The sequence below is a fragment of the Amycolatopsis pithecellobii genome, assembly GCF_009707865.1.
In the GTDB taxonomy this organism is placed as follows: domain Bacteria; phylum Actinomycetota; class Actinomycetes; order Mycobacteriales; family Pseudonocardiaceae; genus Amycolatopsis_E; species Amycolatopsis_E pithecellobii.
Map to the genome: position 1 here is coordinate 1 of NZ_WMBA01000025.1, position 10,661 is coordinate 10,661.

16 protein-coding genes and 1 tRNA gene are annotated in these 10,661 nt (G+C 63.2%); 15 read left to right on the forward strand and 2 right to left on the reverse strand.

The annotated features are described in order from the left end of the window. The first annotated feature begins 64 nt into the window (after window positions 1–64). Window positions 65–146, forward strand: a tRNA-Tyr gene (locus GKO32_RS17160). 112 nt (window positions 147–258) lie between these two features. Here GKO32_RS17160 and GKO32_RS17165 read toward each other — a convergent pair. Then, window positions 259–1,794, reverse strand: a complete 1,536-nt coding sequence (locus GKO32_RS17165; RefSeq protein ID WP_166459619.1) for a tyrosine-type recombinase/integrase — start codon at window positions 1,792–1,794, stop codon at window positions 259–261. Next, entirely contained in the window at window positions 1,781–2,476 is a 696-nt protein-coding gene (locus GKO32_RS17170; RefSeq protein WP_166459620.1) for a helix-turn-helix domain-containing protein, read from the reverse strand. Before GKO32_RS17170 ends, GKO32_RS17165 begins: the two co-directional genes overlap by 14 nt. Before the next feature lie 588 nt (window positions 2,477–3,064). Between GKO32_RS17170 and GKO32_RS17175 the strand changes: the two genes are divergently transcribed. The 14 genes from GKO32_RS17175 (at window position 3,065) to GKO32_RS17240 (ending at window position 10,597) form a co-directional block, all read left to right on the forward strand. Next, the gene (locus tag GKO32_RS17175) at window positions 3,065–3,328 is read left to right on the forward strand and encodes a hypothetical protein (RefSeq protein ID WP_154757893.1); all 264 of its coding nucleotides are present in this window, start codon (window positions 3,065–3,067) and stop codon (window positions 3,326–3,328) included. After that, entirely contained in the window at window positions 3,325–3,627 is a 303-nt protein-coding gene (locus GKO32_RS17180) for a hypothetical protein (RefSeq protein ID WP_154757894.1), read from the forward strand. Before GKO32_RS17175 ends, GKO32_RS17180 begins: the two co-directional genes overlap by 4 nt. 78 nt (window positions 3,628–3,705) lie before the next feature. Next, window positions 3,706–4,224, forward strand: a complete 519-nt coding sequence (locus GKO32_RS17185; RefSeq protein WP_154757895.1) for a hypothetical protein — start codon at window positions 3,706–3,708, stop codon at window positions 4,222–4,224. Further along, a complete protein-coding gene (locus tag GKO32_RS17190) occupies window positions 4,221–4,520 on the forward strand; it encodes a hypothetical protein (protein ID WP_154757896.1) in 300 nt (99 codons plus the stop codon). The genes GKO32_RS17185 and GKO32_RS17190 overlap by 4 nt, the downstream gene beginning before the upstream one ends. 116 nt (window positions 4,521–4,636) lie before the next feature. Continuing rightward, window positions 4,637–5,854 carry a hypothetical protein gene (locus GKO32_RS17195; RefSeq protein ID WP_154757897.1) on the forward strand — a complete coding sequence of 406 codons (1,218 nt, stop codon included), beginning with the start codon at window positions 4,637–4,639 and terminating at the stop codon, window positions 5,852–5,854. Between the two features lie 311 nt (window positions 5,855–6,165). Further along, window positions 6,166–6,429 (forward strand): hypothetical protein, encoded by a 264-nt coding sequence (locus tag GKO32_RS17200; RefSeq protein WP_154757898.1) that lies wholly within the window; start codon window positions 6,166–6,168, stop codon window positions 6,427–6,429. A gap of 115 nt (window positions 6,430–6,544) precedes the next feature. Beyond that, window positions 6,545–7,000 (forward strand): single-stranded DNA-binding protein, encoded by a 456-nt coding sequence (locus GKO32_RS17205; RefSeq protein WP_154757899.1) that lies wholly within the window; start codon window positions 6,545–6,547, stop codon window positions 6,998–7,000. Between the two features lie 331 nt (window positions 7,001–7,331). Next, window positions 7,332–7,733 carry a DUF6011 domain-containing protein gene (locus GKO32_RS17210; RefSeq protein WP_154757900.1) on the forward strand — a complete coding sequence of 134 codons (402 nt, stop codon included), beginning with the start codon at window positions 7,332–7,334 and terminating at the stop codon, window positions 7,731–7,733. Continuing rightward, window positions 7,730–7,951 (forward strand): hypothetical protein, encoded by a 222-nt coding sequence (locus GKO32_RS17215; protein ID WP_154757901.1) that lies wholly within the window; start codon window positions 7,730–7,732, stop codon window positions 7,949–7,951. Before GKO32_RS17210 ends, GKO32_RS17215 begins: the two co-directional genes overlap by 4 nt. A gap of 764 nt (window positions 7,952–8,715) precedes the next feature. Next, window positions 8,716–8,946: a helix-turn-helix domain-containing protein gene (locus tag GKO32_RS38050; RefSeq protein WP_166459621.1), complete on the forward strand. Its 231-nt coding sequence runs from the start codon at window positions 8,716–8,718 to the stop codon at window positions 8,944–8,946. A gap of 17 nt (window positions 8,947–8,963) precedes the next feature. Further along, entirely contained in the window at window positions 8,964–9,470 is a 507-nt protein-coding gene (locus GKO32_RS17225) for a hypothetical protein (RefSeq protein ID WP_154757903.1), read from the forward strand. Between the two features lie 44 nt (window positions 9,471–9,514). After that, window positions 9,515–9,709 carry a hypothetical protein gene (locus GKO32_RS17230; RefSeq protein ID WP_154757904.1) on the forward strand — a complete coding sequence of 65 codons (195 nt, stop codon included), beginning with the start codon at window positions 9,515–9,517 and terminating at the stop codon, window positions 9,707–9,709. Between the two features lie 100 nt (window positions 9,710–9,809). Beyond that, window positions 9,810–10,349: a hypothetical protein gene (locus GKO32_RS17235; RefSeq protein WP_154757905.1), complete on the forward strand. Its 540-nt coding sequence runs from the start codon at window positions 9,810–9,812 to the stop codon at window positions 10,347–10,349. Continuing rightward, complete coding sequence (locus tag GKO32_RS17240) at window positions 10,346–10,597, forward strand: hypothetical protein (protein ID WP_154757906.1); 252 nt, start codon at window positions 10,346–10,348, stop codon at window positions 10,595–10,597. The genes GKO32_RS17235 and GKO32_RS17240 overlap by 4 nt, the downstream gene beginning before the upstream one ends. Window positions 10,598–10,661 lie beyond the last annotated feature (64 nt).

Below are 10,661 nucleotides of genomic sequence, written 5' to 3' on the forward strand. Positions count from 1 at the left end.
CCCCCGGTTGCCCCCGCCGCCGACACGTTGGGTACGCTGTGTCCCGGCTGGTTGACCCAGCCACGGCGGGTTGCCCGAGCGGCCAAAGGGATCTGACTGTAAATCAGACGGCACTGCCTTCAGAGGTTCGAATCCTCTACCCGCCACAGATGCAAAACCCCTGGTCATCCGGGGGTTTTCTTCGTTTCCAGGTCTAGACAAGTCGTGTCCAATCCATGTCCGTGGGGCCGTTCGGTGCCTTTTCGGTGCCATCTCCGCTCACACCGCCCGTCCGGCGCCCTTGCGTGGAGTCGCTGCCCGGACGGTCGTCGTTATCGCCCGAGTCATCTCATCGGCGGTCGCGCCATACTCCTCGGTGACCTTCTGGTTGGCGTGGCCAGCACCCGCGCTGACTGCCTTCAGCGGCTGACCCGACGCGAGCGCAGTCGTCACCCAGTAGCGCCGCAACCCGTGGACCGTAACGGGTGGCAGGTCGGCCTTCCTCACCATCCGCACATGCGCGTCGTACAACCTGTCCGGGTTCAGGTGGCTGCCGTCCATCCGGCAGAACACCCTGCCCGAGTCGACCCATGCCGTCCCGATCGCCAGCCGGTTCCGGGCCTGCTGTGTCCGCAACCGCCGCAAGTCGGCTACCGCCCCAGAGTCGAGCGCGACGCGACGGTTCCCAGCGTCGGACTTGACCGGTCCTTCCTCCACCTTGCCTTCGATCACGACGAGCTGGACCTGAACGTCTACGTAGCCCTCGTCCAGGTTCACGTCCTCGTCCCAGCGCATCCCGCACAGCTCGCCCCGTCGCAGCCCGGTGAAGGACGCGAAGTTGAGGGCTTCGTACACGGCTTCCTCTTCGCGTTCGGTCTCGACCTCGCCCGCGACGAAGTCCAGATACTGGCCGGTCTGCTCGGGAGTCCACACCATTTTCGAGTGCGGCACCTCACCAGTCCGACGCCACTTCGCCACAAGGTCAGCGCTCCACAACGTCGGCTTCGGCGCTGCTCCCGATTCCAGCTCAACGAGAGAGAAGGGGTTGGGTCCGCTCACGGTGCCAGCCCGGAGACCGTCGTTGTATGCCTTCCTGCCGGTCGCCCGGATCCGCTGAAGCGTGGCAGGTCCGGCGACGCGCCGCAGCTCGCGCTTCACGCCGGCCGCCTTCTCGGCCTTGGTGAGGTTCTGGTGCCGCTTGCCTCGCGGGTTGATCGCCAACGACTGCCGGATGCGCTCGTTCTGCTCCTCGATCGCCCGGAACATCTCGGCCACGTCATCCACCGACAACTCGCGCCACTTGATCTTCCCGAGGTGCGGAACCAAGTAGTTGTCGACGTGCCCGGTGTACGACACGAGCGTGTTCCTGCGGACCTTCCTGGTCTTCAGCCATGCGGTCAAGGCGTCGCTGGTGGTCTGCGAGGTGATCCCCATGCGTCGGGTCTTCGCGCTGGCACCCTTCGCCTCGATCTTGGCGCGCTCGTTCTTCGCCTCGGTCTTGCTCCTGAAGCCACCCTTGCGGATCCGCTGCCGATCCTTGCCCGAACCGCGGGGCGCGGCCACGTCGATCTGGTACGCCCACAAGCCGTGCTTGCCGTCCCATTCCCACAGGGCGCGGCCCTCGTCGTCCACCTTCAACTGGCCGGCCGCGTCGAACTGGAGCTTGACCAGCTTCGGGCAACGCATCCCCAACTCACGACGGCGACCGTCCGCGCCGACCTTGGTGCAGCCACAGCGTTTGTAGAGCCCTGAGTCTTTCGGGGCGAGCTTCAGCGTTCGTCTGTCGACTTCGACGCCTTGGTCATTCTTGCTCATGACGATCACCTTCCAAGTAGGCAAGCTGTGGCCACAGCATCGGCGGAACCAAGTCATTGGCACGCATCTCTTCCCGTACACGGCGCAGCGAACGTTCGTTGTCCACTACCAGGTCCTGAGTCAGGGTCACGGCCAGCTCATGGCCTGCTTGCGCGTTCGGATCTGCGGTCGCGCCTGACTTTTCGAAACCAGCCCTTTCCTGTTGGGCTGACCAGAGCTGTGCGCGTGCGTCGACCAGACGATTGGACCAACGTTCATGGTCACGGAATAGAGCGACGGTTCGAGTGCCGTCCCGATCTGGTGCTACACCGTGCCACTCCTCTGGCCCTTCAGGAATCGTGGGGGGCTCTTCCTCGCCGGCGAACCACTTCAGGGCTAGCCACGGATCCATGCGGATCCCGGGCAGAACCTCGAATTTATCCGTGCGTCCCAACGGACTCAGCAATAGGACCGGAGGCACCTCCAGGGCGCGGGCGATCACCAGCAACTCAGCGAGGCTGATCGTGGGTCGTCGTCCGTTCTCAAAGTTCGACAGCACAGTACGGGGGATCGGCGAGCCTAGTTCCGCCGTGGCATCGGAAAGGCGTTGGGCGCTCATCTTCCGCAGCTTGCGATGCCGCTTCACCTCGCCGGCCACAACCCTCGCGAACCGTTTGGGCCATTCCTCATCATTTTGGGTCACAGCGGAACAATACACGGACTGTTTGACACGCAACAACCCGAACTGTACTGTTTCGACATGACCCCAAACGACAGGAGTCTGAGTCGTGAAGACCCAAAGTGGGATGAGTAGGGCGGAGATCATGGCGCTGCCAGCCATGACCGACCTCGTTACTGCTGGTCGTGCGTGTCGCCTCGGTCGCACGAAAAGCTACGAATTGGCACGGGCGGGAGAGTTTCCCGTCCCGGTGCTCCGACTGGGTTCCTCGTACCGAGTCGCAACCGCCGATATCCTGCGATTTCTTGGCCTGGTGGACGATGCGGAGCCCGAAAAGCCAGCGGCATGACGCGGGGCTTCCCAAATATGACGACGGGCCGCCCGGTGGCTCGGACGACCCCTTGTAGCAGCCAAAGGGGGCTGCATGAGCGGAACGAACAGACCCAGAAGACAGACAACCCGCCCCGGCACGCTTGGCGGCTGGACCGGAACGGGTCGTCGGATAACCAAGGAGGACCCTCAGTGTCCAGCTCGATTGTCCCACCCCGCCCCGACAGGGCGCAAACCCTCGTCGGTGAGGCGTGGACCTTCGACCATGGCTCCGTTGGCGATGTGATCGGCACGCTGATGCGGATCGCCGCACGTGACAACGGAATCGCCCGCATCTTCTTCAATGACGAGGCGGATTCCCCGATCCACCCGTTGCCACCCGACATCGCGGCGGAAGTCATTGGCGGCTGCGTGTACATCGCGCCCAGCGCCACTGTTCGGGATGTTGCGTTCGCTTTGCAGGTCGCGGATCCCGCTAGCCACGACGGCGAAGCACCGAACCGGATGCTGGTTGCTCCCACTGCGCCCGAAGTGGAGGGCATGTGATGAGCACGACAACACTTCTCGACGCGGCAGACCGCGGGGAAAACCTGACGGACCTGGTGGATTTGGCTGTGAGCCAGGGACACCACCCTCTCGACGTGCTTGTGTCCATGGTCGGCCGTGCCCGCCCTGAAGAACTGGACAGGTTGGCGAAGCAGCACGGCTTCACCATCAAGGATCTTGTCCGGCCGTGGCTAGACGCGGTCGCCGAACGGACCCCTTTGCGGGTTATCCGTACCGCCCGGCCCCACACGAGCAAGCGCCGCGCGACCCTCAGCCTCGTTCAAGGAAAAGCGCGGTGACGGCATAACCCCCGACTGATTGAGAACAATGTGCACTCCGTGTGATCTCCCCTCTCTTATCGCATTCGGAGATCAGAAATGACAGATAACGAAATTCCTGCCCCATTCGGAAGTCTTCACATGGTCCGGTATTGGCTGAGTGAAGCCAAAGCGGCGCGTGTCCCCGCCGGTATGGCTATCGACGCTGCCCTTGCCGAGTTGGACCGATATCAAGAGTTGACGAAGCGGGTCGCGGACGCCCACGACGAGGCGGTGTCCGGGAACCGGGAAGGAATGGTTTCCCGGAATCCGGCAGACACTTCCGCAAAGGCCGCGAGCCGAGTTGAGCCTCGCACGGGTTCGCAACGGGCACGCGTGCTTGCGTTGATCTGCGAGTGCGGCGGCGCCACCGATTTCGAGCTGAGCATGCGTCTGCGCCTGTTGGCTAGCAGCGTGAGGCCCCGCCGCGTCGAGTTGATCAAGTTCGGGTATGTCGTCGACTCTGGCGAGACCCGCAAACACCGTGGAAGCCATTGGAAGATCTGGCGCGCGACCCCGGAAGGCCTGGCCTGGTACCGCCGACAGGGCTTCGCCGAACCCGAGGCGGGTGCTGCATGACCGAGGAGATCAATGTTCCTGTTGGAGAGCTACGGCTCCTACGTGTCGACGCGCACGCATTCCGGCTCCTTCGGCAGATCGACCGCTTCGGGGACGTGCTTCACGAACTACTCGACACCAACGAACTCGTCCGACTTACCGAGGCAAACACGGCACTCGAAGAGGTGGTTCGGTATCGCGCCAACCAGGTGACCAACCTGCGCAACCGGTTTGACAAGCCTGCGCTTTCGCCGCTCCAGATCCGAGAGCAAGTCGAAAACAGCTGGCGCAAGTACGGTATGAAAGGCGCGGCGTGACCGACGATAACGAGGCCCCGCGCCTGCCGAACTACAGCAGGGACCTTTTCAGGATGAACCCGGTCCTTGGCACGGTGCGGGAACACGCCCACAGCCGCATCGCGTCCGCTGACGCGGTGCTGCTGGCCACCCTCGTCATCGTGTCAGCGTCCATCCCCGGCGGTATCACGATCGACTCCGGCATGGCAGCCAACGTCACGCCCGGTCTGTTCGCCGCGATCTGCGGCCCATCAGGATCCGGCAAAACAAGCTCTGAGCGGGTCGCTCGCGACCTAATCCGCGGACCGGCACCACTCACCCTCGCCACCGGAGAAGGGATGTTGGAGAGCTTCTACGGCGAGGTCGAGACCAGTGAGGTCGACGCCCGCGGGAACGAGGTCAGCCGCCGCATCCGGACACGCACCAAAACGAACGCGTTGTTCATCGTCGGCGAGGGCGCGAACTTCTACGCCGACCTGAATCGCGAGAACAGCAAACTCGGCGGCATCATCCGCGACTTCTGGTCGGGCACAGACATTGGCACCACGAACGCATCGGCGGAGCGGAATCGCAATCTGGAGGCCGGCACCTATAACGGCGGCTTGATCATCGGGTTGCAGACCGGGATCGTCGGGGACCTCATCACTGACACCACCACAGGCACCGCGCAACGGTTCCTCTGGGCATCCGCGACCGATCCCACGATCGACCCGAACGCCCACCTCTACAGGGGTGCCTTGTTTGACCCGCCCACCATCGACTTGACGGTCGAGGGCAAACCGATCATCGACGACCTGCGGATCACGGTTGTGGACGACATCTACCGCGAGCTGCTGGACAACAAGCTGCGCATAAACCGCGGCGACGTGCAGATCAATGAGCACGACTCACAGCGGCCCGTCATGTTGCTGAAGATCGGCGCGACCCTGGCGTGGATGAATGGCAGGCTGCGGATCAACAGCGAGGACTGGGAACACGCGAAGTACCTGCTCGGCGAATCCAACAAGGTGCGTGATGCCTTGATCGAGGCTGCCGAGGAGACCGCGATGGAAGCGGTGGCGAAGGAAGGTAGTCGTATCGCCGCTGTGCGTGCCGCTGCCGACAGTCGCCCCGAACGGCTACGTCGCGTGCGGACCCGCATCCTCGAAATGCTGAATGCCAGTACGGAGCCGATGTCACACGGCACCCTCCGGGCGGGCATCAGCCGTCGCGGAAATCTGCGCGAGCTGTTCCCCGAAGCCATCGAATGGCTGCTGAACACGCAACCGCCCGCGATCGTGCGTCACGAAACCCCGAACGGAAACAAGTACGCACTGTCACTAGCGGGGAGGAGGGCGTTGGAGAATGCGGCCTGAAACGACCAAACCTTGGTCGGGGACCAACCCATTTGACCTGCGCTTGGTCGCCTTGGTCGGGTTGGTCGCCCCCCCTGTGTCGGACCCGGGATCGCGACTACACACAGTCACTCTCTATATAAGAAAGAGTATTTACTTACTACAACTAAATAAATTTTGTTCTGTGTGTATAGGGAAAAGCGCTTCGGAGGGGATCCGAGACACCCCCCGACCAACCCGACCAACCCGACCAACCCAGCTCTGACCTGCGAAAACAGACGACCAAGGGTGACCAACCTTGGTCGCCCACGACCAACCCACGAGGGGGAACGATGTCCACTATTAAGGCGATGACAACCGCTCAACCCGGTTGGATCGTGACGTTCACCTGGGAAGGGAAAGACCGCAAGACCTACACCGACACCGCGACCGTCGTCGCTTGGTGCATGGCCGAAGAAGACGGTGAGTGGGGGACATTCGACAAGCCCGAATGCCTCGTCATCTGGCATGGCCATCAGGTCCTCCTCAAAGCGCTTGTAAGCAAGCACTTCCCAAGCGCGACCGTCCGCATCCTCCGCGATACCCCGGAGTCCTGAACGTGACGCTGGACTCGTCATCCGGCACCACCACAGCCACATCCAACTCGCGGGAAAACCCGCCCCCTACCTCGGCAGCACCCGCAGCCGACTACCCAACAAGGAGAACGACAACATGGCCGGAGACACCGTCATCACCGTGGTCGGCAACCTGACCGCCGATCCTGAACTCCGCTTCACCCCAAGCGGGGTGGCGGTCGCAAACTTCACGGTCGCTTCGACTCCTCGCGCTTTCGACAAGGCGACAGGGGAGTGGAAAGACGGGGAACCGCTCTTCCTCCGATGCAACGTTTGGAAGTCTGCCGCTGAGAACGTCGCCGAAAGCCTCACAAAGGGGACCCGCGTCATCGTCACCGGCCGCCTCCAGCAACGCAGCTACGAGAAAGACGGCGAGAAGCTGACCAGCTACGAACTGACCGTGGACGAGATCGGTCCGTCGCTGCGTTACGCCACCGCCAAGGTCAACAAGGTCAGCCGCAGCAGTGGAGGCAACACCACGGCCACAGACGACCCGTGGGGCGGCAAGCCAGCCAGCAGCGGCGGCGGATTCGCCGACGAGCCGCCCTTCTAGCAACAACACACTGACTCGCCGAGCACGCCCCGGAACCGAACACGAACACTCGCGACCCCCTCGCGAGAGAAAGGCGCAAGACCATGTCGGAACACCAGACCGCGCAGTCTCGTCACGGGATCGTCCTCCTAGCCGAAGACCTTGCCGACATCCTCGAATCCGTTCGGCTCACGCCAGCCTGCACCGAATGCGGAGGAGAACCCGCTGCGGTTATGGATGACGAATACAGCGTCGGCACGTGTGTCCTCCACAAGCCCGACTGCACGCAGATAGGGCGCTACGCCACCGCCCCAAGGCTTCGGCTCGCCGCAGTCGACGGAGCGAGTGTCCGATGACCAACCTCCCCCATGGCTACTGGGCCATCCCGATCCACGACGAGTATTCGGGCTACGACGTAGAGGACCCCAGGTTTTGCGAACTCGTCGGCCACTACCTGGTGCGCGTCACGAAGCGCGGCAAACTCACCCCCGCCGCCAAGCCGATGGATGGCATCGACTGGCCCCGCTTCGATGCTGTCCTCGCCAACGAGCGCGAGTACCTCCCGTTTCAGTACTACTTGGAGTACTTGACCGACGACGAACTTGGGCCGTGGTATCGGGAGAACTACGGCAAGCTCACCGGCCATTGCGGGTGGTGCGGCAAGGCCCTGACCGATCCGGACTCGAAACTGCGCGGCATCGGCCCCGAGTGCGCTCGTGGTATCCGCGAGGCCCGGTTGAAGGGGGCTCGATGAGCGCCCGTCCGAAGCCGCCGCTTACCGACGCCAAGGTCCACGAACTTGTGCTCGCCGCGGCGGATCATCGTTGCCAACTTCGCTACGCCGGCTGCAACCGGACCGCGAAGCGAGTCGTGCGCGTCATGATCGATTGGGGCGACGGCTCAGCGACCCCCACTCGACAGGCGGCCTGCGACCGCTGCGCGACCGCGCAACCGGTCAGCGCGGCATCGTGACCGCGCCACTACGAGTGACACAACGCGCACCCGAAGCGACTTGCACGTCGTGCGTCAGCCGTCGTATCACTTGCCGCCCGCGCCAAAGCCACGAAGACCGCGATGGCCCTGGGTCATCCCCCTGGCAGGCGCGCTAATCCTCGCAGCCTTCATCGGGACCTTGCTCGCCATCCGCGGAAGCGGGGAACAGCCCGCTCCCAGCGCACCCGTGGTGTTCACGTTGAAGGGGACCATCACGCTCAACGCGGATGGACGCGGCATCGAACAGCCCGGCTACGGCGGGACCTGCTACGGCATCGGAGGCTACAGCGACCTCGCCCCAGGCACGGCCGTGACGGTCGCGGATCCGCAGGGCCATATTGTCGCAACCGGCAGCCTGAAAATCGGAACCCCCGATCCAACTTCCAATGCGACATTCCTTTCACGGTCGGCCAGGTTCCCGAGGGCCTTGCCTCGTACTCGGTGACCGTGTCACATCGAGGCACGCAGGTGATCCTTCCCGATGAGGCGATGCAGGGCGTTCAGTTGACGATCGGGAACAACTGATCGGCGCTTGACACCTTCTCGAACCTTCGGCGGGGATGTGGGCTGCCTGATGTTGTCCATCACCAAAAAATGCTATGATTCATGAAAAGCGGTATCTGGAATTGGTGCCGTCACCAGAATCAGGGCCCGGAATCTTTCCGGGCCTTTCTCGTTCCGGTCCAAGACGGACGCGGAACACCACCAAATCCCCTCATCGCGCAGACCGTCGAAGGAGACTCATGTACAGAGACCGCGAATTTTCGGGTCCATCGCTCCGCGCCCTGCGACTGGCGGCCGGTCTCCAGCAAGAGGAGCTGGCCCTCCTCATCGGGCGCGGAGCCCCGATGATCGTTTCACTCGAAACTGGCCACGCCAATCCCTCGCTCAAAACGCTGACCCGCCTCGTCGATGCCCTCGGCTGCGAGATCGACGACCTCCTCGAACCCACCGTCGACCCAGTCGGGGTCTGACCGAAAAGGAATACGCCATGAACCCCAGCCACATCGAAGACATGTACTCCGAGATGCAAAAAGCCGCGAACGCCGGACACCTATCCCGCGCCGACCGGATCCGCCGCGAGATCACCGCCGCCGAACGCGAATGGCAGCAACAACAGTCCGTGCGTCACGCCGACCCGCAAACCGCGCCCACTGCGGCCGAGTTGCGCAACGACGCCGCCGAACTTGAGACCCGCTTCATCAACGCCGCGAAACGCGGCGACCACGCCGACTACAGCGCTGCACACTCCGAGTACCTCGCAACGAAGCGGGAACTCGCCGCCGCCGAACGCCGCGAGATGAACGAAGCCGACGCGGCCCATCGGCTCAGGAAAGCCCGCGCCGACGCCGGCATGGACGCAGACGGCACCCGGAAAACCCAGGGCTACGACTCGGCGGGCGACTTAATTGCCGACATGATGCGCCGCGGCCCGGTGCGGTTCCAGATCGAGCAGTACTTACGGGAATCCGGTACCAAACCGCCTAAGCGCTCCTGAACCAAGTCCGACACCAAACCACCGCACTCTCAGCGAGGAAGCACATGAGCACACGCGCAACTGTCACGGCCGACGACAAGTACTGGACCGTTCTACTGCCGACCGGGGACATCGCTCTCTGGGACGGGATGAGCATGCCGCTGATCAAACTCGGCAAGAGTCTGATCCGGAGCAACGACGGCTGGCTGATCAACCCTGATCAGGTTGTCGCTCTCATCCCACCGAGCAACCCGGCATGACGGACATCAATGCGCCGGACAACTACACCTAGCGCCAGTTCTTGGGTCATCGACCCATCAAGGTCGGATCCCCGAGGTGACCTGTGAAGGAGGTGGCCGCATGCAGTGCACCGCGACCGTGAGAAGCACCGGCCAGCAGTGCCGTAAGAGCGCGATTGCCGGGGCGCAGGTGTGCCGCTCGCACGGTGGCGCGGCCCGTCAAGTGAAGGCTGCCGCAGCGCGCAATATGCTGGAGCAGCAGGCCCGACAGTTGTGGGCGAAGACCGTGCACGCTCCCGTGAATGATCCGCTGTCGGAGCTGGCGAAACTGGCCGGCGAAGTGCTGGCCTGGAAACAGCTACTTAAGGACAAGATCGGTGAGTTGACCACTGTTGGCTACCGGGGCATGACCAGCGAGCAGATCAAGAGCGAGGTGGTCTTGTACAACACGGCGGTCAGTCAGCTCACGACTGTGCTGACGGGTATCGCGAAGCTCAACATTGATAGCCGCTTGGCCGCGATCAGTGAGAAGCAGGCGGCGGTTGTGATCGCCGCCCTCGAAGCTGGTCTGGATGCTGCGGGCATTGACCACAGTGGCCGGTTCCGGGCGAGGCAGGCCGCTGCTCGTCATCTTGAGCTTGTGCGTTCGGAGGCGTCATGAACTGGCTGGATCACGTCATCGACCGTCTCAGCCCCGAGCTGGTTCCTGTTTCGCCGGAAGTGACTGCGGGTCTGCTGCCCCTGATGAACTTGATTCGGAGGGCTCGGGGTGAGCGTCAGTTGACGCTGGCGGAGGAGTTGGCTCGTCCCCGTGGTCGTGTGGACCCGGAAGAGTTGGCTCGCCTTATCGATGAGGCTCGGGCTCGTGTGGCTCGGGATGAGGCCGAGCTCATCCGTGGCAGCGTGTGAGAGGACAACATATCGCCGCAGCGGAAGATGACTTCCCCGTCCACCGTCTGATTTGGTATCCGAC

Excerpts from the sequence above, each read along its gene's own strand:
- GKO32_RS17235 (WP_154757905.1), top strand. The coding sequence starts at position 9,810 with ATGCAGTGCACCGCGACCGTGAGAAGCACCGGCCAGCAGTGCCGTAAG.
- GKO32_RS17190 (WP_154757896.1), top strand. The coding sequence starts at position 4,221 with ATGACCGAGGAGATCAATGTTCCTGTTGGAGAGCTACGGCTCCTACGT.
- GKO32_RS17230 (WP_154757904.1), top strand. The coding sequence starts at position 9,515 with ATGAGCACACGCGCAACTGTCACGGCCGACGACAAGTACTGGACCGTT.
- GKO32_RS17215 (WP_154757901.1), top strand. The coding sequence starts at position 7,730 with ATGAGCGCCCGTCCGAAGCCGCCGCTTACCGACGCCAAGGTCCACGAA.
- GKO32_RS17225 (WP_154757903.1), top strand. The coding sequence starts at position 8,964 with ATGAACCCCAGCCACATCGAAGACATGTACTCCGAGATGCAAAAAGCC.
- GKO32_RS17240 (WP_154757906.1), top strand. The coding sequence starts at position 10,346 with ATGAACTGGCTGGATCACGTCATCGACCGTCTCAGCCCCGAGCTGGTT.
- GKO32_RS17165 (WP_166459619.1), bottom strand. The coding sequence starts at position 1,794 with ATGAGCAAGAATGACCAAGGCGTCGAAGTCGACAGACGAACGCTGAAG.
- GKO32_RS17200 (WP_154757898.1), top strand. The coding sequence starts at position 6,166 with ATGTCCACTATTAAGGCGATGACAACCGCTCAACCCGGTTGGATCGTG.
- GKO32_RS17210 (WP_154757900.1), top strand. The coding sequence starts at position 7,332 with ATGACCAACCTCCCCCATGGCTACTGGGCCATCCCGATCCACGACGAG.
- GKO32_RS38050 (WP_166459621.1), top strand. The coding sequence starts at position 8,716 with ATGTACAGAGACCGCGAATTTTCGGGTCCATCGCTCCGCGCCCTGCGA.
- GKO32_RS17185 (WP_154757895.1), top strand. The coding sequence starts at position 3,706 with ATGACAGATAACGAAATTCCTGCCCCATTCGGAAGTCTTCACATGGTC.
- GKO32_RS17205 (WP_154757899.1), top strand. The coding sequence starts at position 6,545 with ATGGCCGGAGACACCGTCATCACCGTGGTCGGCAACCTGACCGCCGAT.